The following is a 20,800-nucleotide window of genomic DNA, read 5'->3' on the forward strand; positions in this document are numbered from 1 at the left end:
TGCGTGTCCTGCTGTCGCCTGACCGTGAGGGGCCGCCGTGCCGAACCGGGTGGCACCGCCGCGGCTGGTCCTACTGCTGTGTGCCTTGCTCGCCGCGCTGGGGCTGGCCGTGTCCGCAGCTCCGGCCGCGACGGCCGTGCCGGTCCCACCCGGCGCCGGTGATCCGGGCCCGGTCGCGGGCGACACCACCGAACTGGTGATGACCGGTTTCGGTCACGGCCGCGGCCTGATCGGCGGCGTCCCGGACGGGACCCCGTTCGACCCGCTGGCCGGATACCCGCGGACCTCCACCTTCAGCGGCCCGCTGCCCCGCGGATTCATCGAGCGCAACGAGGACTTCGCCGGGACGATCACCGCCGCGTCCGCCGACGGGAGCCTCACCTCGGTGCTGTACTGCATCGACCTGGCCACCACGACGTACCCGGGCATCGGCTACCGCATCGGGTCCTGGGACCAGGCCACGGTGCCGAACGTCGGCTACGTCGCGCGGACGCTCACCACCACCTATCCGGCCGTCCCGGGGCAGCCGGCGGGCCTGTCCGGGGACGACGAGCGCGCGGCGGCCGTGCAGGCCGCCATCTGGTTCTTCACCGACGACTACGTGCTCGACCGGGCCGACCCCCTCCGCGGCGCCGTGGCCGACCTGGTCGCCGCGGTTCTGGAGGCCGGCCGGCTGGACCCGCCGCCGCTGCCCGAGCTGTCCCTGGACCCGACGTTCGCCTCGACGCCGGCGGGCGACGCGGCCGGCCCCTTCACCGTGCACTCGGACCTCGACGAGACGGTGACCGTCCGCTCCGCCGGCGCGACGATGTCCACGGACGCCGACGGCGACCGGCCGTTGGCCCAGGATGCCCAGGTCGGGGACGGGCAGCAGATCTACCTCCGGTCGACCGGTGCCGGGTCCGCGCGGCTGCGGGCGACCGGTGTGCAGACCGTCCGCACCGGCATCGTCTACCTCTACGACGGCAACACCCCGGGCGTCGGGACGGCCCAGAAGCTGATCCTCGCCACCACCGCGCGCGTGCAGGTGCGAGCCGCCTCCGACGCGCAGTTCCTGGACCCGGGCTCGGTCCAGGTCTCGATCGTGATCACCGGTGACGCCGCCGGCCGGCAGGGCGCCGCGACCGTCGTGCTGAGCTGCCGTCCGGGCCAGGACGACGTGCGCATCGACGTCCCGCCCGGGGCGACCGGGACGTCGACACGGATCGTGCGCGGGATCCCGCCGGGTAGCTTCTGCACGGTCAGCGAGCCGGACACCGGTGCGACGCCGGCCGTGGCGGTGTCCGTGGCCGTCGATCCGCCCGGCCGGTTGACCGTGCCCGACGGCGGGACGGTCCAGGTCACCGTGACCGACACGGTGACCGCGGTGATGGGCAGCGTCCAGGTCGACACCGCCATCGCCGGCCCCGCGGCCGCCGAGCACGGCGCGGCCCTCGTTCTCGTGTCGTGTGCCGGTCAGGCCTCCGTGTCCATCCCGATCCCGGCCGGAGAGACCACCGTCGAGCCGGTGACGGTGACCGCTCCGGTGGGCACCCTGTGCACGGTCACCGAACCCACCGACGGGTCGACCGACACGGTCCGCGCCTCCGTGCACATCGACCCGACGACCGTGGCCGTCCCGCCCGGCGACCCGGCGACGGTCGCGGTGCGGAACGAGTACCAGGTTGTGCCACCGCCGACCACACCGACCACCACGCCGACGACGACCCCCCCGACCACACCCAGCCCGACCAGCCCCACCAGCTCCGTGACGCCGACCACCGCACCGAGCACCACCACGACACCCACGACGATCACCGGCAGCACCAGCTCGTCGACGGTAGGCCCGACGTCCACGGCCACTGCTCCGACGACCGCCGTCTCGACCTCGACCGCGACCCCGACCACCACTGCGACGGCGGCCCCGACCACCGTGACGGTGACCACCACACCGACCACGCCGACCACGCCGCACCCGCACGTGCTGCCGGACACCGGGGTGCCCGCCGGGCTGGTGCCGGCGGCCGCCGCCGCGTCGCTGGCCATCCTGATCGGCATCGGGCTGCTGGTGCCCGGCCGCCGGCGGAGGTCCGCGCGTCACCGGTGAGGCGGGACACCGGCCGCCTGCCGGCGGCCCGATCAGTCGGTGATCGTGAGCCAGGCCTCCACGTCGACGGCGGGGCGGCCGAGCTCCACCCACACCTGCTGCAGCTGCGCGGTCCAGAACGGGACATCGAGGTGCAGGATCGGTACCCCAATGCTCCGCTCACCGCCGCCCCAGCCGATCACCGAGCCGCGGAACTCCGGCCGCTCCAGCACGGCGCTCAGCCGGTCGACCTGCTGCTGCACCGTCGCCGCACTGACCGGCGAGTGCACGACGCACAGGTTGCCGGGGAACACCCGGGCCAGCGCCTGCCGCTCCCGGGTGACGTCGCCGGTCACCCCCACCACCAGGACCTCGGTGACGGAGTCGGTGGAGAGGGTCGGGGTCGACGCCCGGTCCGCCGCGGAAGGCCGGGACAGCGACAGCGTCCCGAAACGGGCGGGCTGCACCTGCACCAGGTGCTGGATGCCGGCGACACCGGGCCCGTGGCCGACCGGTCCCCGGCGCCACCCCGCGGCCGGCTCGGGACAGGGAGTGCTCCGGTCGGGCGACGCCCACCGGTCCGGAGGTCGCTGGCCGGTCACGGTGAGCCGGGAGCCGTCGTAGGTGGCGGTGACGGCCGCCGAGCCCCAGGTGGTGCCGCCGTAGGACTGCCGGCCGTCCAGCCGGCCGACGTCCAACCCGGACACCGGGATGCCATGGACGCAGCCCGGCACGTCCGGCAGCTCGCGGACCACCCCCGAGACCACCGTCGTCCGCCCGACGCCGGCGACCGCATACGGCGGGCACGCCCGCACCACACCGGCCTTCTCGACGAACAGGCCGCTGAGCCGGACGGCGGTCACCTGCGGCGTCCCCAAGCGGACGACGACCGGCGGCACGGTCGGCACGGTCGACACGGTCGACACCGTCGGCTCTGTCGGCACGGTCGGCGACGGGTCGGGCGTGGTGACCGACCCCGATGCGTGCATCCGGGTTCCGGACGCTCCGGCCGACGGCGGGGCCGTCGGGACCGGCGAGGTTGCCCTCGGTGCGGCCGTCGTGACCGGTGCCGCCGGTGACCCGGTCGACGGGCCGGACGGACCCGACCGGGTGTCCGCCGGGGCGGACGTAGCACCGGACGCGGAGAGCGAGCCGGAGAAACCGGAGGAGCCGGACGTGACGCCGGACAGGGCACTGGACGGACCGCCCGCGTCGGCGCTGGGCGGCGTCGAGCCGCCCCCGGCGTCCCTCGGCGCGCCCACCCCGCAGGCGGCCACGACGAGTACGGTCACGGCGGAGAGCAGCCAGGCGGACGCCCGGGACGAACGGCGCATACCGCCAGCGTCGCACCGCCGCCGGCACCGCGCACGGCGGTCGTCCGGCCACCGTCTCCTCGCGGGCGGCGGCCGGCCCGGTCAGCCGTTGATGCCGGTGGACTCCACGCCCTGGACGATGAACCGCTGCAGGAGCACGAACAGCGCCAGCAGCGGCAGGATCGAGACCGCGGCGGCCATGAACAGCTCGTGCAGGTTGATCGTCTGGGCGGTCAGGAACGTGGACAGCGCGATCTGCACGGTCCACGAGGTGGAGTCCTGGGCGATGACCAGCGGCCACAGGAACGCGTTCCAGCTGCCGATGAAGGTGATCGTGGAGATCGCCGCGAAGAACGACGCCGAGTTCGGCACCACGACGCGGAAGAACACGCCCGGGTAGCCGAGCCCATCGATGCGGCCGGCCTCCTCCAGCTCGCGCGGGAAGTTCGAGAAGTACTGCCGGAAAAGGAACACCACCAGGGCCTGGAACAGGCCGGGGACGATCAGGCCCCGGAGCGTGGACACCCAGCCCAGCGTCGAGACCATGACGAACGTCGGCACGAACGTCACGGCCGCCGGGATCAGCAGGGTGGCGACGATCGCCCCCAGCACCACGCCCGCGTAGCGGTACGGGATCCGTGCCAGGCCGTAGCCGGCGAGGGCGCCGACGAGGACGGCACCGGCCGTCTGCACCGACGAGATGACGATCGAGTTGACCAGGCTGCGGGCCATCGGCACGGCCGGGTCGCCGAACAGCTCCGAGACGTTGGCCCACTGCACGGTGCGCGGGAAGAACGTCCACTGCGGGGAGGTGATGTCCGCGTTGGTGCTGAAGGCGTTGCGCACCAGCAGGTAGAACGGCAGCAGGAACAGCAGCGCGCCCAGCACCAGCACGAGCGAGCGGACCGCCGATCCCCAGCGCTGCGCCGGGGTCATCGGGATCCCCGTCCGCCGCCGTGCCGGCCGGCCCGCCGGAACGGGCACCGGGGCCACCGCCGTCCCGCCCGGCGTCGGGGCGCCGCCGCCCGCCGTCATGCGTCGGCCTCCCGCCGGTGCGTCCTGCGCCGGCCTGCCGGCGCCGCCTCGTCGGACCGCCGGCGGCCGCCCAGCAGCCTGCCCTGCAGCACCGTGAACACCGCGATCACCAGCGCCAGGATCACCGCGCCGGCCGACCCGTGCCCGAAGTCCTGCTGGTTGCCCAGCGCGATGTAGTACAGGTACACCAGCGGCGGCCGGGCGTACGGCGGGTAGCCGCCCCCGCCGGAGGCCCCGGCCACCGCGAGCAGGTTGTAGAACTCGTCGAACGCCTGGAACGCGTTGATCAGCAGCAGCACCAGCACGGCCGCCGATGTCGCCCGCAGCTGCGGGAAGGTGATGAAGCGGAACGTCTGCCAGCCTGGCCTGGCCCCGTCCACGGCGGCCGCCTCGTACAGCACCGTCGGGATCCGCTGCAGCCCGGCCAGGAACAGGATCATGTAGAAGCCGACCTGCAGCCAGAGCCGCAGGGTGACGATGACCAGCCAGTACCAGGGCGGGTGCGTCACCGACAGCCAGGCCACCGGCGGCAGCCCGACCGCCCGCAGCACCGTGTTCAGCAGCCCGAACCGGACGCCGGAGAAGATCGACATCTTCCAGATCAGGGCCGCCACGACGTACGAGCAGGCGGTCGGCAGGAAGTACACGGAGCGGAAGAACGCCTTGAAGCGGCGCGCCCGGTGCACCATCAACGCCAGTCCGAGCCCGCCGGCGAAGGTCAGCGGCACGATGAACAGCGCGAACAGCACGAACGTGCCCAGGCTGGACAGGAACGCCGGGTCGGTCAGCATCTCCCGGTAGTTGGACAGGCCGACGAAGACCGTTGGGGTGACCGTGTTCCGCGCGTCGAAGAAGCTGAGGTAGACGCTCCAGCCGATCGGGATGTAGACGAAGACCAGCAGCCCCAGCGCGAACGGGCCGACGAACACCCAGAACCACAGGTTGCGGTTCTGCTGTCCGGCGAGCCGCCGGCCCCAGCCGGGCCGGGACCGTCCCGCGGCGGGGACGGCCCCGGACCCGTGCCGTGCGGACGACAGCGTGTCGCCGGGCGCGGCCACGGGGCTACTTCGCGACGCGGGCGAGCTCGGCCTGCACCGTCGTGCGGACCCCGGCCAGCGCCGCCTTGGGGTCCGCGCCGGACTTGACGATGTTGGTGACCGCGTCGCTCATCGCCGTGCCCGAGGCCGGCGTCCACAGCAGCGGCGTCTGGGCGTGGCCGTACTTCTGCAGGATGTCGACGGCGTCGGCGGCCGGTCCCGACTTCAGCTTGTCGGCCTTGTCCGCCAGGCTCTTGCGGGCCGGCACGTGGAACCCGTAGCTCTGCGCGAAGTCCAGCTGGTCGGCGGTGTTCTCCACCCAGAGCCACCGCACGTAGTCCTTGGCGGCCTGGACGTCCTTCGACTTGGCCGACACCGTCGAGCCGTAGGCGCCGATCGGCACCGACGGCGACCCGACCGTGGCCGAGAACTTCGGCCACGGCAGCACGCCGAAGTCGTCGCCGAGCTCCTTGGCCAGCACCGGGAAGGTCCACAGACCGGTCCACTGCATGGCGGTCAGCCCCTGCGTCAGCGACGACGGGTCCGACCAGTCGGTGGGCGCCCCCAGCAGCAGCGAGCCGCTGGCGAAGAGCTCGTGCAGCCGGCCGAAGGCGGTGGCGACATTCGGGTCGTCGAACCCGACGGCGTTGTCCTTGGTGAGGTAGTCGGCGCCGACCGACCACAGCACCGGGCCGACCATGACACCGGCGCCGCCGTCGTTGCCCAGGAACAGGCCCTTGACGTCCGACGTGGTCAGCGCCTTGGCGGCGGCGACCAGCTCGTCGAAGGTGGTGGGTGGCTTGACGCCGGCCTTGTCGAGCATGCTCTTGCGGTAGACCAGCAGCTGCATGTCGATGACCTGCGGGACGGCGTACAGCTTGCCCTTGTACGACATCCGCTCGACCAGTGACGCGGTGAAGTCGCTCTGCGCCGAGCCGAGGATGCCGTCCAGCGGCGCCACCTGGCCGCTCTGGATCTGGTCGATGGACGGCCCGTTGCCGGTCTCGAACACGTCCGGGCCCGACCCGGTGAGCAGCGCGGCGGCGACCTTCTTGTCGTAGTCGCCCGGGTTCCACTGCACGGTGACCTTGGCCTTGGTGTACCCGGCGGCGTAGCGCTCGACGGCCTGCTGGGTGCCCTCCTCGCCGTAGGCGTGGTACCACTGCGACAACGACACCGAGCCCGCCGGGGCCGTACCGCTGGCCGCGCCGGATCCGGCCGAACCAGCCGATCCGGCCGATCCGGACGTGCCGCCGGCGGTCGAGGTGGCCGGGCCGGCGGCGCTGCTCGACGAGCCCCCGTCGCGGCCGGTGTTCGAGCCGCACGCCGTCGCCACTCCGGCAGCCGCGACGAGCCCTGCCACACCGAAGAACCGGCGGCGGGACACCGGAGAGCCGGTGCCCGACACGGGATGCAGATCCATGGATGTCCTCTCGACAAGCTGTCGGCCGCGTCTCGCGCGACCAGCAACGATGGTATGCCCGGCCACCGACGGCCCGGCCGGGCGCCGCCCTGCCGGCCGTGCCGGCTCCCCCACCGCGCGTCCGGTGCCCCGCGGCGGGCACCCGGAAACCGGCCGGTCGCGCGCCGGGGGTCGAGCACGCCGATGCCGGGTCCGAACCGGGTGGACGACCCGCGGACGGCCCGCGGACGGCCCGCGGACGGCCCCACCTGGTCGTGGCGGCCGGGTACCGGTCCGACCGCCCGGCCCGGCCGAGGTGTCCGCGCACGCACCCGTCACCCGGGACCGACCACCCTGGAGGATCAGGCGTCGGAGAACCGTGCCACGGTGGCCACCGCCCGGCGCACCGCCCGGCCTGGGACCTCGGGCAGCGCCGGGCGCAGGAACTCGTAGCTGTGGGCGAGCACGGCCGCCGACCGGGAGCCGCCGGCCGCCGACCGCTGCACGCCGTCGAGCCAGTCGGACAGGTCGCCCCAGCCGGGGGCGGCCAGCGACCCGCCGACCTGCTGCACGGACAGGGCGGCGCACAGGTTGGCGAAGGCCATCCGGTTGCGCAGCGGCCAGTCGCGCAGCGTCCCGAGGATGAAGGCGGCCGCGAAGACGTCGCCCGCCCCGGTGGCGTCGACCGCGTTCACCGGCAGGGAGGGCACCCACTCCTCCTCGCCGGTCGTCGAGTCGACCCCGATGGCCCCCTGCCCGCCGCAGGTCACGATGACCACCGGCACCAGGTCGGCCAGCTCCATCAGCGCCGCCCGGGGGTCCTCGGTCCGGGTGTAGGCCATGGCCTCCGTGCTGTTCGGAAGGAACGCGTGCAGGTCGTCGAGCTGGTCCAGCACCGAGCGGGACCACTGCTCGCTGGCGTCCCAGCCGACGTCCCCGAACAACCGCATGCCCTTGTCCTTCGCCGCCGGCACCCAGGTCTGCGGTTCGGCACCGATCGAGACCACACCGGCCGCGGCGGCCGGCGGCTCGGGCACCAGCTCGGCCATCGGCACCGGCGACGGGTGGCTGTGCGTCACCATCGCGCGATCCCGCTGCACCGCCAGCGAGACGGTGACCGGCGAGTGCCAGTCACCGATGCGGCGGGACAGCGACAGGTCGACGCCCTCGTCGGCGAGCGTGCGCCACAGGAACTCGCCGTACACGTCGTCCCCGAAGGTCGACGCCAGACCGGTGCGCAGCCCGAGCCGGCTGGCGGCCACCGCCAGGTTGGCCACGCCGCCGGGGCAGGAGCCCATGCCGTCGGCGTGCAGCTCGACCCCGGCCCGGGGCAGCGACGGCAGGCCGGTCAGCACCATGTCGAAGTAGGTGGTGCCGAGCATGAAGATGTCCAGCTCGGGCGACACCGGGTCCGGCCCCGGGCCCGGTCCACCGCTCTCCGCACCGTCCGCGGACCCCGCTCCCACCACCGGCCCAGCCTGCCACGCCGGTCGGCCGGGACCCCGCCGGGTCCCCGCCCGCGCGTCACCGGGCCCGCACGGCGGGCGGCCGGTGCCGCTGCCCACCGCCACGCCCGCGCCCTGCCTCGGCCGCGGCGGAGCCGTCCCGGCCCGCTACCGTGGCCCCGTGCGGCTCGTGGTCCTCGGCGGTGGCGGCTTCCGCACCCCGCTGCTCGTCGAGGCCGTCCGGCGGCGGCCGGAGCTGGGCATCGACGAGATCGTCCTGCACGACGTCGACCGCGGCCGGCTGGCGGTCGTCGAGGCGGTCGTCGCCGGCACCGCCCGGCCGGGACCGGGGCCGCGAGTCCGGACCGGCACCGACCTGCGCGACGCGCTGCAGGGAGCGGGCGCCGTGTTCTCCGCCATCCGCGTGGGCGGCGCGGCCGCCCGGGTGGCCGACGAGCGGGACGCGCTCCGGCTCGGCCTGCTGGGCCAGGAGACGGTCGGCGCGGGTGGCCTGGCCTACGCGGTCCGGTCGCTGCCGGCGGTGCTCGCGGCCGCCCGGACGCAGGCCGAGGTGGCACCGGACGCCTGGCTGCTGATGTTCACCAACCCGGCCGGGATGACGACGCAGGCGGCCCGGCAGCTGCTCGGCGACCGGGTGGTCGGTATCTGCGACTCACCGACCGGACTCGTCGCGCGGGCGGCGCGGGCCGCCGGTGTCGACCCGGCCGCGGCGGACCCGGACTACGTCGGCATCAACCACCTCGGCTGGCTCACGGCGCTGCGCTCCGGCGGGCGGGACGTGCTGCCCGAGCTGCTCGCCGACCCGGCCCGGCTGCAGCGGTTCGAGGAGGGCCGGCTGTTCGGCGCCGAGCTGCTCGACGCCCTCGGGTACCTGCCGAACGAGTACCTGTACTTCTTCTACCGCTCGCGCGAGCTGGCCAGGGAGCTGGCCGCCGGCCGCACCCGCGGCGAGGTGCTGGCCGCGGACCAGGCGGCGTTCTACGCGGCCGCGGGCGGTGCGCTGCCCAGGGCGGCCGACCTGTGGCGCGCGGCCCGGCTGCAGCGCGAACGGACGTACCTGGCCGAGGGGCGCGCGGCGGACGAGGACCGGGACGAGGCGGACCTGACCGGCGGCGGCTACCAGGACGTGGCGCTGGACGCACTCGAGGCCCTGACCGGCGGGCGGCCGGCCCGGCTCGTCCTCGACGTCCGCAACGGGGGCGCGGTGCCGCAGCTCCCGGCGGACACCGTCGTCGAGACCCTGTGCGACGTCGACGCCACCGGTGTCCGGCCGCGACCCGCACCGCCACTGGATCTGCACCGGCTCGGGCTGCTCGCGTCGGTGCGCGCCGCCGAGGACGCGATGGTGCACGCAGTCACCCACGGCAGCACCGCGGACGCCCGGCGCGCCTTCGCCCTGCATCCGCTCGTCGGGTCGTGGGAGGCGGCGTCCCCTCTGCTGGCCGGAGCCCTGGCCAGGGTGGATCCGGACTGGCCGTGGCCCCGCCCCGCCGGTACCGCCGCTACTTCTTCTTGACCCTCGTCGCGCCACCGCGTCCGCGCAGCGGCACGGCCGCGTCCACCAGCAGCCGGTGCACGAAACCGTAGGACCGGCCGGTGCTCTCGGCCAGCGCGCGGATGCTCTGGCCCTTCTCGTACTTCTTGCGGAGATCCGCGGTCAGCTTGTCGCGCGCCGTGCCGGTGATCCGGCTGCCCTTGCGGATCGCCGCCGTCTTGCCCGCGGACTTCCCCGAACCGGTCGAGGCCTCTGCAGCCACTCCCCACACCTCTTCCTCGTGTGCGGCCCGCGCCGGAGCCCGGGACTTGTGAAATCAATGATCGATCAGATTCCACACCGTCGCCACCGCTGACGCCATTCACCCGGCAATGGCGTCCCGGCGGGCACCCGCCCGTGGCCGCACCCGGCGGCGCCAGGTGCTCAGGCCAGTTCGACGAGGTCGAGATAGTCGGCGGACCAGTGGTCCTCGGTGCCGTCCGGCAGGAGGATGACCCGCTCCGGGTTCAGCGCGGTCACCGCACCCGGGTCGTGCGTCACCAGCACCACAGCTCCCTCGTAGCGGCGGAGCGCGTCGAGCACCTGTTCGCGGCTGGCCGGGTCCAGGTTGTTCGTCGGCTCGTCCAGCAGGAGCACGTTCGCCGCGGACGACACCAGCCCGGCGAGCGCGAGCCGCGTCTTCTCGCCCCCGGACAGCGTCCCCGCCCGCTGGTCCAGCTGCTCGCCGGTGAACAGGAACGTGCCCAGCAGGTTCCGCAGTTCCTGGGCGCCGGCGTCCGGTGCCGCGCTGCGGGTGTTCTCCCACACGGTCCGGTCGGGGTCCAGGGTCTCGTGCTCCTGGGCGTAGTAGCCGAGCTTCAACCCGTGCCCGGGCTCGACCGCGCCGGTGTCCGGGCGCTCCCGGCCGCCGAGCAGCTTGAGCAGCGTGGTCTTGCCCGCGCCGTTCAGGCCGAGCACGACCACCCGGCTGCCCCGGTCGATGGCCAGGTCCACCCCGGTGAAGATCTCCAGCGAGCCGTAGGACTTGGACAGGTTGCTCGCGGTCAGCGGCGTGCGCCCGCACGCTGCCGGACTCGGGAACCGGATCCGGGCGACCTTGTCGGCGACCCGCACCTCGTCCAGGTTGGCCACCAGCGCCTCGGCGCGGCGCACCATCTGGTGGGCCGCGGCGGCCTTGGTGGCCTTGGCGCCCAGCTTGGCCGCCTGGCTGAGCAGGGCGGAAGCCTTCTTCTCGGCGTTGGCCCGCTCCCGGCGCCGGCGCTGCTCGTCGGTCGCCCTGGCCTCGAGGTAGCGCGCCCAGTTCATGTTGTAGACGTCCAGCTCGCCGCGGACGGCGTCGAGGAACCACACCTTGTTCACCACGGCGCCGAGCAGCTCCACGTCGTGGGAGATGATCACCAGGCCGCCGGCGTAGTTCTTCAGGTAGTCGCGCAGCCAGGTGATCGAGTCCGCGTCCAGGTGGTTGGTAGGCTCGTCGAGCAGCAGCTGCGTCGCCTGACCGCCGCCGGTGTCGGCCTGCGCGCCGAACAGGATGCGCGCCAGCTCGACGCGGCGGCGCTGGCCGCCGGAGAGCGTGCGCATGGGCTGCACCAGGACGCGGTCGGGCAGGCCCAGGTTCGAGCAGATCCGCGCGGCCTCGGACTCGGCCGCGTAGCCGCCCAGGTCCGCGAACCGCTCCTCGATGCGGCCGTAGCGTTCGACGGCGGCGTCCCGGGCGGCGCCGGTCAGCTCCGCCATCTGGATGTGGATCTTCTCCAGCTCCGCCACCAGGGTGTCCAGCCCACGGGCCGACAGCACCCGGTCCTTGGCCGTGATGTCCAGGTCGCCCTCGCGGGGGTCCTGCGGCAGGTAGCCGAGCGGCCCGCTGCGGGTGACCGTGCCGCCGTACGGCTGGCCCTCGCCGGCCAGCACCCGGAGCGTGGTGGTCTTGCCGGCGCCGTTGCGCCCGACAAGGCCGATACGGTCGCCGTGCTGCAGGCGCAGCGTCGTGTCGGCGAGCAGGATCCTGGTCCCGGCCCGCAGCTCCAGGCCGGTTGCGGTGATCACGTGTGCCGAGTCTACTGGGGCGACGCCCGCCGGCCCCGCATCACCGGCGTGACCTCGCCCGGAAGGGGCCACCGTGGAACTGCTGCAGGTCGCCCAGCACGCCGAGGACCTGGACCGCGCGGAGCGGTTCTACGAGGCGCTGCTCGGGACGCCGGCCGCGGCGCGGTTCGACCCGCCGGGACTGCTCTTCTTCGTGGTGGGTGGTACCCGGCTGCTGCTGGACCGGCTCGCGCCCCCGGCGTTGCTGTACCTCACCGTCCCCGACGTCCGGACCAGGGTGACCGAACTGCGGGCCGAGGGTGTCGCCGTCGAATCGGAGCCGCACGTGATCTTCACGCACCGCGACGACACCCTCGGCCCGGCCGGCCTGACCGAATGGCACGCCTTCGTCCGGGACAGCGAGGGCAACCTCGTCGGGCTGGTCAGCCACCTGCCGGCGGACTGACCGGCCCCGGTCAGGACAGCTCGGACAGCTCGGCGAACTCGTCGTCGGACAGCTCCAGTGCCGCCGCGGCCGCGTTGTCCTCCAGGTGCGCCACCGACGACGTCCCGGGGATCGGCAGCATGACCGGCGACCGGTGCAGCAGCCAAGCCAGCGCCAGCTGCGACGCCGACGCGCCGTGCCGCTGCGCCAGCTGCTCCAGCGGCCCGCCCGGCTTGGCCAGCTTGCCGGTGGCCAGCGGGAACCACGGGATGAAGCCGATGCCCTCCTGCGCGCTGACCTCGAGCAGGTCCTCGGACTTGCGGTCGGTCAGGTTGTACAGGTTCTGGACGGTGGCGATGGTGGCATGCTGCTGGGCCGCGCGCAGCTCGTCGACGGACACCTCGGACAGCCCGATGTGCGCGATCTTGCCCTCCCGCTGCAGCGCGGCGAGCTCGCCGACCTGGTCCTCGAGCGGCACCTGCGGGTCGATGCGGTGCAGCTGGAACAGGTCGATGCGCTCCAGGCCGAGCCGGCGCAGGCTCATCTCGGCCTCCTGGCGCAGGTACTCCGGGCGCCCGACCGGACGCCAGTCGCCCGGGCCGGGCCGGGTCAGGCCCGCCTTGGTCGCGATGACCAGGTCGTCCGGGTACGGGTGCAGCGCAGCGCGGATCAGCTCCTCGGCGACGTACGGCCCGTAGGAGTCGGCCGTGTCGATGAGGGTGACCCCGAGGTCGACGGCGCGGCGCAGCACGCGCACCGCCTCGTCGGGGTCCTTCGGGTCGCCCCAGACACCGGGTCCGGTCAGCTGCATGCTGCCGAAGCCCAGCCGTCGGACCGGCAGCGATCCGCCGATCCGGAAGGTGCCGGACGCCTCGGCCGGCGTGGTGGTCGTCGTCATGACAGGACTCTCTTCGCTCGTCGGACCCGGGTCGCCGGGCCTCGCGGACCCCGACCCGTCACGGACACCGGCTGCAACCCGGCCTCGCGGCGCCCTGTTCCGCTGGACCCGGTCCCTGACGGATCCGTCACACGTCCCGGGGTCCCGTCCCGTCCTGCCCGCCCTGGGCCGTCGGGATACTGGCGGCATGCGGCTCACGCGCGGATGGTCGGTCTTCCTGGTCCTCGCCGGCCTGTTCAACTGGGCGATCTGGCCGCGGTTCGCCGTGGCGATCTGGCAGGACGGCCGGGCCTGGCACGGCGCCGTGGGCGGATCGGCGCCCACCGCCTTTTTGTGGGTGCACGCGGTGCTGATCGTGTCGGCCGTGGCCATCGGGACGGCGGTCGGCGCGCTCGGTGTGCGGGGCCTGCTCGCCCGCGACCGGACCGGCGCAGGGGTCGGCTAACCGCCCTCGGGCAGCGGTCGGGCGCCCGGCGGCCGCACGGTCGCCAGCACCTGCAGCGCCCGGCCGGCCACCTCGTCGAGCACCGCCCGCCGCGGTTCGGGCACGTCGCCGAAGAACCGGCGCGGCAGCGCACGCAGCCGCGCCAGCCGCGGGTCCGCCAGCACCCGGTCGACCGCGGACGCGTCGCCACCGGCGACCAGCCCGGCCAGCTCGCCGGCCCGGGGCACCAGCAGCCGGGCCGCCACGGCGACCGTGTCGTCCAACGCCGCGGTCAACTGGTTGCCGCGCCGGCGCTGGTAGCGCTGCTGCGACCAGCCCCCCGCCGCGGTACGCCCCTGCACATAGCTACGCTCGGTGGAGGACGACACCACGACACCCGCCCTGGCCAGCCCCACGGAGTGGGCGCCCGCCCGGACCAGCAGGATCCCCAGCACGCCGAGGTCCGCCAGGTGGTGCAGCAAGGCCTCGACGGGCTCGCGCCCGTGCGTGGACATCGGCGGGAACGGCACGGCCAGGGTCGCCGTGGTGCCGTCCACCGCGGTGAGCAGGACGGCGTCGGCGGTGGCGGACAGGCCGGCCAGCCCGTCGTTGCGGCCGGCGAAGCGGTTCACCCAGCCGACCAACCGGTCGGCCGGGACCAGGACCGCGACCCCGCCGCCCGCGGCCGGGCGGGGACGCGTCATGCGGCCCGCCGCTGTCGCGTCACAGTGCCCATTCGACGCTGCCGCGTCACAGTGCCGACCCGGCGTCCCACAGCCGCGCGGCGTGGCCGGCCAGCGTCGCCGACGCGTCCACCGCCCGGTCGTCGGTGAGCGACGCGACGTAGTCCAGGATCCCGCGACCCCTGGCCCAGCGCGCCAGGTCGTCGGCGGTGGCGCCGGTCTCGCCCGTCGGGTGCACCAGCAGCTCGGGCCGGTCGCGGGCCAGCGTCCGGTAGCCGTCCGCGGCCAACTCGACCAGGTCCAGCAGCCGCCGCGGGGCCCGCGGAGCGTCCATCGGGTCGGACAGCCAGGAGTCCAGATCACCGACCAGCGACGACAGCACCTGCGCCTGGCCCCGCTGGAACATCGCCAGGTCCGGCCGGTCCAGGACGAAGCGCTGGTGGACGAACTTGAGCACGGCCACCTCGTGCCAGGCCTGCCGGCCGAGCACGACGTGCGCGGCCCGCACCGGCGGATCCGCGAGCACGGTCACCGAGTCCTCGAAGTGGGCGATCCAGGTGGCGGTGAACCGCCCGACCGCCCGCTCCGCCGCCCGCGACGAATCGAACGGCACCGCCAGCAGCCCGTCGACGAGGTCGGTGGCCACCCGGCCCACCGCGGTGGCGAAGGCGTCGTCGTCGACGATCCAGCCGTCCTTGGCGTGCAGCCGGCGGCGCAGCAGCTCGAGCGACCGGCCGGGGCGGCGGTCGTCGGCCCGCAGCTCGGCCGACGGCAGCGCCGCGAGGGCGGACCGCTCCCTGGTCCAGGTGCGGAACTCCGCTGCGACGCTGGCGTGCTGCAGCACGCCGGCGCGGTGGAAATCGTCGAGATCGTGCAGGGAGTAGGCGATGTCGTCGGCGATGTCCATGACGGAGCACTCCACGGTCTGCTGCCACGGCGCGATCCGCGGGTACGCGGACCGCGCGGCGAGCATCTCCCCCACGTCGACCGAGTACGCCGAGAACTTGCCGGATCCGTGGGCCTCCGGGCCCGGGCCGGCGCCGCGCGGCGCCGGGTCGGCCGCCGAGGGGTGCGGGTCCGGGACCCCGTACCGCGCCCACGGGTACTTCAGCACGGCGCACCGGGTCGCCGCCGTGAGGTCCAGGCCGTCCCCGTGCAGGTCGTGCACGTCCAGCGCGGTCAGGATCCGGAACGACTGGGCGTTGCCCTCGAACCCGTCGGCGAGTCCGAAGCGGTTGCGGGCGATGCGGTCCAGCACCCGCTCCCCGAGGTGGCCGAACGGCGGGTGACCGAGGTCGTGGGCGCTCGCCGCGGCCTGCACGACCACCGGGTCGCAGCCGCCGAGCCGCTCCAGCAGCGCTCCGTCGGGCCCCGACGCCAGCCGCACGGCGATCGCCCGGGCCACGGCCGTGACCTTGATGCTGTGTGTCAGCCGGTTGTGCACCACCTGGCCGGCGGCGCCCTGGGAGATCACCTGGGTGACGGCGGCCAGCCGGGAGAAGTACGGCGAGAAGCGGATCCGTTCCAGGTCGGTGCGGAACTCGGCCGCGGCCAGGCCCTGCGGTCCCCCCTCCGTCCGGGAGGCTGTGCCACGTCGCGCGAGCCGGGGGTCCACCCGGGCAACCTACCGGCCGGGTCCGGCACACCGTCGTCCAGCAGAACCGGTGGCGCCCGGCCCCGCCCCGCACGGCCGCCGGCGGAGCTCAGCGGTGACCGAGGCAGGACTCGATGTCGCCGTCGAAGCCCTTGCCGAACCAGGCCTCGCGCTGGGCGGACGACCCGTGGTCGCCGGTCCCGGCCCCGCTGTGCGAGTCCCCCATGGCGTTCAGCGACCCGAGGAGCCGCTCGGTGTCCCCGGCCCGCAGGGTGAGCCGCCCGTCGTCGGCGGCCCGAGCCAGCGTGGCGCCCGCGAGGCAGTCGGCCTGCAGCTCCTGCTGCGCGAGGACGGCCGGCGCCTCGCCGTCGGCGACGAAGCGCTCCTGCGCGGCGTGACCCCACTCGTGCGCGACGACGAGGTAGACGAACGGGTCGCCGAACGCCCGGTGACCGGCCCGCAGCAGTTGCAGGTCCCAGGACACCACGCCGTCGCCCGGGACGCCGTCGCCGCAGAACGAGGCGTTCATCTCCGGTGCCGGACGGCCGTGGCAGGACGGACCGGGCACCGCCGAGGCGGAGTCGTAGAAGCCGTCCCCCTGCCACACGGTGGGGCCGATCCAGGTCACGTCCCAGCCGGTGAAGACGTCGTCCCAGTAGGCCTCGACCGCCGTCACGGCCGTGTCGGCGTCCCGGTAGACCGCGGCGTCTCCGCTGAGCCCGAGGGTCGACCGGGTCCGGGTCGTGCCCGGCGCCGTCGACTGCGGCGCGGTAGTGCTCGGCGGGGCGGCCGGGCGGGTGGACGGGCGGCGGGTCGACGGTGCGCCGGTCGGCCCGGCCGACGCTCCGGGCCGCTCGGTGACGGTGACCGTGCGGGTCGACGTCCGGGCCGGTGGCGTTGCGGCCGCCGGTCGGGTGGCCGCGGTCCCGGCCGTGACCGGCACCGCCGTGCTCGTCGACGGGCCGGGCGGCGCCGCGGTGGGGCCCAACGAGTCGGTCGCCGGAGGACCACTGGCGGGTACCACCGGCGGGCCGGCCAGCACGACGGGGGTGCCGCCGACCTGGCTCGCCGGGTGGACGACCGCCACGGTGGCCGTGATCGCCGCGACGGCCACCGCGACCGCCGCGACGGCGGCAACGGGCCACGATGCCCGCCGGCCCGACCCGGGACCGGCCGCGACGGACGCTCGGTGTGGCATCGATCCCCTCCCGCAAGACGGGCGAACCGTACCAATCCGGCGGAGCCTGCGTCAGACCCCGACCGGGTGGCCGGACCGCCGTGCCCGGGACGGCGGGGGCGCGGGGCCCGGACGGCGCCTCCGCCCTGCCGGCCCGCGGGATCGGGGGGTGAGCGGAGCAGCGAGGTCGAACGGGCGGCGCCGCGCCCCGGAACCTCCAGTCACGTCCGGCCGCCGGTCTGCCACCGGCGGCCGCGATCCTCCGCAGGCCGCGCGACCCGCCCCGGCTCAGTGCGGCGCGAGCTGGACCTTCAACGAGTCCGGTGCACCGACGAGGTCGAAGGCGCCGGGCAGGGCGTCCAGCGGGAGCCGGTGGGTGATCAGCTCGGCGACCGGCGCGGTGGTGTCCCGCAGCGAGGCCACCGCGGCGGGCAGCGTGCCGTTCACGGAGAACGACCCGAGCACGGTCAGCTCGCGCGCGTACACGTCGTGGGGGTCGAGCTGCACCGCGGATCCGGGCGGGCAGACGCCGAACAGCAGCAGCCGGCCGCCCTTGCGGATGGCGCCCAGGCACTGCTGCACGACGTCCGGTCGTCCGCTGACGTCGGCGACCAGGTCGAACCCTGCGCCGTCGCGCGCGGCGACCGCCTCCGGGACGGAGGCGAACGACTCGGCGGCGCCGAAGCGGTGCGCCCGTTCCCGGCGCTGCGCCTGCGGCTCCGCGACGGTCACCCGGGCCCCGCGGACACCGAAGGCGGTGAGCATCAGGAGGCCGATGGGGCCGGCCCCGGCGATCAGCACGTCGTCGGCCGGTCCGACGCCGGCCCGGGCCGCGCCGTTCTCGGCACAGGCCAGCGGCTCCGCCAGCGCGGCCACCTCCGGCGCGAGATCCTCTGCATTGACCAGGTTCTCGGTCCGGACGGCGACGTACTCGGCCAGCCCGCCGTCCCGCTCGGAGCCGTAGGCCTGGAAGTCGGCGCACAGGTTCGGCCGGCCGGCACGACACCACCGGCAGTGCCCGCAGGTGATCAAGGGGTCGACCGCGACCTGCCGGTTGCGCCACGAGGGGTCGACGCCGGCACCGAGATCGACGACGGTTCCGGCGAACTCGTGCCCCGGGACGACGGGGAAGATCGCGGAATAGTTGCCCGCCAGGATCTCCAGGTCGGTGCGGCAGATGCCGGCGGCGTCGACCCGCAGCAGCACCTCACCGGGACCGGGCGTCGGGACGGGCAGGTCGGTCAGTTCGGCGACGCCGAGGGCTCGGTAGACGAGTGCTTTCACACCGGACAGGGTTCCACGGCCGGCGGTGCCGGCTCGACCGGCCCGCGCCGGCCGCGTCAGATGTTGAAGCCCAGCGCCCGCAGCTGCTCGCGGCCGTCGTCGGTGATCCGCTCCGGACCCCACGGCGGCAGCCAGACCCAGTTGATCGCGAAGTCGTCGACCAGCGGTGGCTGCTGGCCCAGCAGGGCGGCGCCGATCTGGTCCTCGATCATGTCGGTGAGCGGGCACGCGGCGCTGGTCAGCGTCATGTCGATGGTCAGCTTGCGCTGGGGGTCCAGCTGCAGGTCGTAGACCAGGCCGAGGTCGACGACGTTGACGCCGAGCTCGGGGTCGACGACGTCCCGCAGCGCCTCCTCGATGTCGTCCATCGTGGCGGGGTCGACGCCGGCGGCCGGCGGGGCTTCAGCGGCGGGCGCCGCGCCGGCCTGGTCCAGATCGCCGGCGGTCCGGCCGGCCCGGTCGGCGCCGTCGCCGCCGCCCTGGGCGGGTGCTGCGGCGGTCGCCCGGACGTCGACCGGGGCCGAGGTGGTGTCGGTCACTGCTCCTCCTGAGGGGTCGCGGGGCGGGTGCGCCGGGTGGGTCGGTGCACTCAGCCGCGGGCGGCGAGGTCGGGCGTGCGGTCCACGGCCTGGCTGGCGGCGTCCTTGAACGCCATCCAGCCCAGCAGCGCGCACTTGACCCTGGCGGGATACCGGGCGACGCCGGCGAAGGCGACCCCGTCGCCGAGGACGTCCTCGTCACCCTCCACGGTGCCGCGGCTGGTGACCATCCGGGTGAACTCCTCGAGCGTGGCCAGGGCGTCCGGCAGCGGCACTCCGATGGCCAGGTCGGTCATCACCGACGTCGACGCCTGCGAGATCGAGCAGCCGAGCGAGTCGTAGGAGACGTCGTCGACGACCGGGACGCCGTCCGCGCCCGGGGACAGCTGGACCCGCAGCGTCACCTCGTCGCCGCACGTCGGGTTGACGTGGTGCACCTCGGTCTGGAACCGGTCGCGCAGGCCGTGGTGGTGCGGCGCCCGGTAGTGGTCCAGGATGATCTCCTGGTAGAGCTGCTCCATCTGCATCTCAGGCCACCTCGAAGAAGCGCTGGGCCTGTGCGACGGCCGCGACGAGCGCGTCCACCTCGGCCGGTGTGTTGTAGAGCGCGAACGACGCCCGCACGGTCGCGGCGATGCCGAACCGGCGGTGCAGCGGCCAGGCGCAGTGGTGCCCGACCCGCACGGCGACGCCCTCGTCGTCCAGGATCTGCCCGACGTCGTGGGCGTGCACGCCGTCGACCACGAACGACACGGCGCCGCCGCGGTCCGTGGTGTCCGCCGGCCCGATGATCCGGACCCCGCGCAACGACGACAGACCTTGCAGGGCCAGGCCGGTCAGCTCGGCCTCGTGGTCCGCGACGGCCTTCATGCCGACCGTCTCCAGGTAGTCCACGGCCGCGCCGAGACCGACGGCCTGCGAGGTCATCGGGACGCCGGCCTCGAACCGGGCCGGCGGAGCGGCGTAGGTGGAGTGGTCCATGAAGACCTGTTCGATCATGGAACCGCCGGTGAGGAAGGGCGGCATCTGTTCGAGCAGCTCGTGGCGCCCGTACAGCACGCCGACGCCGGACGGCCCGAGCATCTTGTGCCCGGAGAACGCCAGGAAGTCCACACCCAGGGCGACGACGTCGACCGCGGCGTGCGGCACGGACTGGCAGGCGTCGAGCACGGTCAGCGCGCCCACCCGGTGCGCGGCCTCGACCAGCAGCGGCACCGGGTTGATGGTGCCCAGCACGTTCGACTGGTGCGTGAAGGCGACGACCTTGGTCCGCGGGGTGACCAGCTCGTGGATCCCGGACAGATCCAGCCGGAAGTCGTCGGTGACGCCGAACCACCGCAGCGTCGCACCGGTGCGGCGGCACAGCTCCTGCCACGGCACCAGGTTGGCGTGGTGCTCCATCTCGGTCACCAGGATCTCGTCGCCCGGGCCGACGGCGAACCGGCTCCCGTGCACGCCGCGACCGCCCTGTACCGAGGCGTTGCCGAGCGAGTACGCGACCAGGTTCAGCGCCTCGGTGGCGTTCTTGGTGAACACCACCTCCTCGGGACGGCCCGCGCCGATGAACTCGGCCACCCGGGCGCGGGCACCCTCGTAGAAGTCGGTGGCTTCCTCGGCCAGCTGGTGCGCGCCGCGGTGCACGGCGGCGTGGTGGCCGGTGACGTACTCCTGCTCGGCGTCGATCACCGGCACCGGGCGCTGGGACGTGGCGCCGGAGTCCAGGTAGACCAGCGGCCGCCCGTCGCGCACCGTGCGGGACAGGATCGGGAAGTCCGCGCGGATCGCCGCGACGTCCAACCCCAGCACCTCGACGGCACCGTGCTCCGGCTGGTCCTCGGGGCCGGCGTACCCGACGTCGTCCCCGCGGGCCAGGTCGACGTCCGTGGGGTCGTGGCGGACCAGCTGCTCGGTCTGCGGA

Annotated in this window: 19 protein-coding genes; 4 read left to right on the forward strand and 15 right to left on the reverse strand. The window is 74.5% G+C overall.

The window, feature by feature from the left end:
* Positions 1–37: 37 nt before the first annotated feature.
* Entirely contained in the window at positions 38–2,086 is a 2,049-nt protein-coding gene (locus IEY37_RS05925; protein ID WP_188940569.1) for a thioester domain-containing protein, read from the forward strand.
* Positions 2,087–2,118: 32 nt separating this feature from the next.
* On the opposite strand, the gene IEY37_RS05930 is transcribed toward IEY37_RS05925, so the two are convergent.
* The 5 genes from IEY37_RS05930 to IEY37_RS22485 all read right to left on the reverse strand — a co-directional run bounded on the left by IEY37_RS05930 (position 2,119) and on the right by IEY37_RS22485 (position 8,321).
* The gene (locus tag IEY37_RS05930) at positions 2,119–2,982 is read right to left on the reverse strand and encodes a hypothetical protein (RefSeq protein ID WP_188940570.1); all 864 of its coding nucleotides are present in this window, start codon (positions 2,980–2,982) and stop codon (positions 2,119–2,121) included.
* A gap of 498 nt (positions 2,983–3,480) precedes the next feature.
* Positions 3,481–4,314, reverse strand: a complete 834-nt coding sequence (locus IEY37_RS05935) for a carbohydrate ABC transporter permease (protein WP_188940571.1) — start codon at positions 4,312–4,314, stop codon at positions 3,481–3,483.
* A 95-nt stretch (positions 4,315–4,409) separates the two neighbouring features.
* Complete coding sequence (locus IEY37_RS05940; RefSeq protein ID WP_188940854.1) at positions 4,410–5,450, reverse strand: carbohydrate ABC transporter permease; 1,041 nt, start codon at positions 5,448–5,450, stop codon at positions 4,410–4,412.
* A gap of 25 nt (positions 5,451–5,475) precedes the next feature.
* On the reverse strand, positions 5,476–6,873 hold the full coding sequence (locus IEY37_RS05945) for an ABC transporter substrate-binding protein (RefSeq protein ID WP_188940572.1): 1,398 nt from the start codon (positions 6,871–6,873) through the stop codon (positions 5,476–5,478).
* A 341-nt stretch (positions 6,874–7,214) separates the two neighbouring features.
* Positions 7,215–8,321, reverse strand: coding sequence for a PfkB family carbohydrate kinase (locus IEY37_RS22485; RefSeq protein ID WP_268237975.1), 1,107 nt, complete (start codon positions 8,319–8,321; stop codon positions 7,215–7,217).
* A gap of 157 nt (positions 8,322–8,478) precedes the next feature.
* On the opposite strand from IEY37_RS22485, the gene IEY37_RS05955 reads away from it, so the two are divergent.
* A complete protein-coding gene (locus IEY37_RS05955; RefSeq protein ID WP_229673972.1) occupies positions 8,479–9,834 on the forward strand; it encodes a family 4 glycosyl hydrolase in 1,356 nt (451 codons plus the stop codon).
* Here the strand turns inward: IEY37_RS05955 and IEY37_RS05960 are convergent.
* Together IEY37_RS05960 and IEY37_RS05965 are read right to left on the reverse strand one after the other, a co-directional pair.
* Positions 9,821–10,075, reverse strand: a complete 255-nt coding sequence (locus IEY37_RS05960; protein WP_229673973.1) for a helix-turn-helix domain-containing protein — start codon at positions 10,073–10,075, stop codon at positions 9,821–9,823. The genes IEY37_RS05955 and IEY37_RS05960 overlap by 14 nt on opposite strands.
* Before the next feature lie 161 nt (positions 10,076–10,236).
* Complete coding sequence (locus IEY37_RS05965; protein WP_188940573.1) at positions 10,237–11,859, reverse strand: ABC-F family ATP-binding cassette domain-containing protein; 1,623 nt, start codon at positions 11,857–11,859, stop codon at positions 10,237–10,239.
* Between the two features lie 73 nt (positions 11,860–11,932).
* Here IEY37_RS05965 and IEY37_RS05970 point away from each other — a divergent pair, with 73 nt between their 5' ends.
* Positions 11,933–12,304, forward strand: a complete 372-nt coding sequence (locus IEY37_RS05970; protein ID WP_188940574.1) for a VOC family protein — start codon at positions 11,933–11,935, stop codon at positions 12,302–12,304.
* Between the two features lie 10 nt (positions 12,305–12,314).
* Here the strand turns inward: IEY37_RS05970 and IEY37_RS05975 are convergent, their stop codons facing one another.
* The gene (locus IEY37_RS05975; RefSeq protein WP_188940575.1) at positions 12,315–13,181 is read right to left on the reverse strand and encodes an aldo/keto reductase; all 867 of its coding nucleotides are present in this window, start codon (positions 13,179–13,181) and stop codon (positions 12,315–12,317) included.
* Positions 13,182–13,368: 187 nt separating this feature from the next.
* On the opposite strand from IEY37_RS05975, the gene IEY37_RS05980 reads away from it, so the two are divergent.
* Positions 13,369–13,626: an SCO4848 family membrane protein gene (locus IEY37_RS05980; RefSeq protein WP_188940576.1), complete on the forward strand. Its 258-nt coding sequence runs from the start codon at positions 13,369–13,371 to the stop codon at positions 13,624–13,626.
* On the opposite strand, the gene IEY37_RS05985 is transcribed toward IEY37_RS05980, so the two are convergent.
* The 7 genes from IEY37_RS05985 to IEY37_RS06015 form a co-directional block, all read right to left on the reverse strand.
* Entirely contained in the window at positions 13,623–14,309 is a 687-nt protein-coding gene (locus tag IEY37_RS05985) for an acVLRF1 family peptidyl-tRNA hydrolase (protein WP_188940577.1), read from the reverse strand. The two genes, IEY37_RS05980 and IEY37_RS05985, sit on opposite strands and share 4 nt — an antisense overlap.
* 46 nt (positions 14,310–14,355) lie before the next feature.
* Entirely contained in the window at positions 14,356–15,903 is a 1,548-nt protein-coding gene (locus IEY37_RS05990; RefSeq protein ID WP_188940578.1) for a deoxyguanosinetriphosphate triphosphohydrolase family protein, read from the reverse strand.
* A gap of 88 nt (positions 15,904–15,991) precedes the next feature.
* The gene (locus IEY37_RS05995) at positions 15,992–17,080 is read right to left on the reverse strand and encodes a neutral zinc metallopeptidase (RefSeq protein WP_188940579.1); all 1,089 of its coding nucleotides are present in this window, start codon (positions 17,078–17,080) and stop codon (positions 15,992–15,994) included.
* A gap of 267 nt (positions 17,081–17,347) precedes the next feature.
* Positions 17,348–18,343 (reverse strand): alcohol dehydrogenase catalytic domain-containing protein, encoded by a 996-nt coding sequence (locus IEY37_RS06000; RefSeq protein ID WP_188940580.1) that lies wholly within the window; start codon positions 18,341–18,343, stop codon positions 17,348–17,350.
* A 56-nt stretch (positions 18,344–18,399) separates the two neighbouring features.
* Positions 18,400–18,777 (reverse strand): metal-sulfur cluster assembly factor, encoded by a 378-nt coding sequence (locus tag IEY37_RS06005; RefSeq protein WP_373298268.1) that lies wholly within the window; start codon positions 18,775–18,777, stop codon positions 18,400–18,402.
* A gap of 155 nt (positions 18,778–18,932) precedes the next feature.
* Positions 18,933–19,409, reverse strand: a complete 477-nt coding sequence (sufU, locus tag IEY37_RS06010; RefSeq protein WP_188940581.1) for a Fe-S cluster assembly sulfur transfer protein SufU — start codon at positions 19,407–19,409, stop codon at positions 18,933–18,935.
* A 1-nt stretch (position 19,410) separates the two neighbouring features.
* On the reverse strand, positions 19,411–20,688 hold the full coding sequence (locus IEY37_RS06015; protein WP_188940859.1) for a cysteine desulfurase: 1,278 nt from the start codon (positions 20,686–20,688) through the stop codon (positions 19,411–19,413).
* Positions 20,689–20,800 lie beyond the last annotated feature (112 nt).

This window comes from Nakamurella endophytica (assembly GCF_014646215.1).
Lineage (GTDB): Bacteria > Actinomycetota > Actinomycetes > Mycobacteriales > Nakamurellaceae > Nakamurella > Nakamurella endophytica.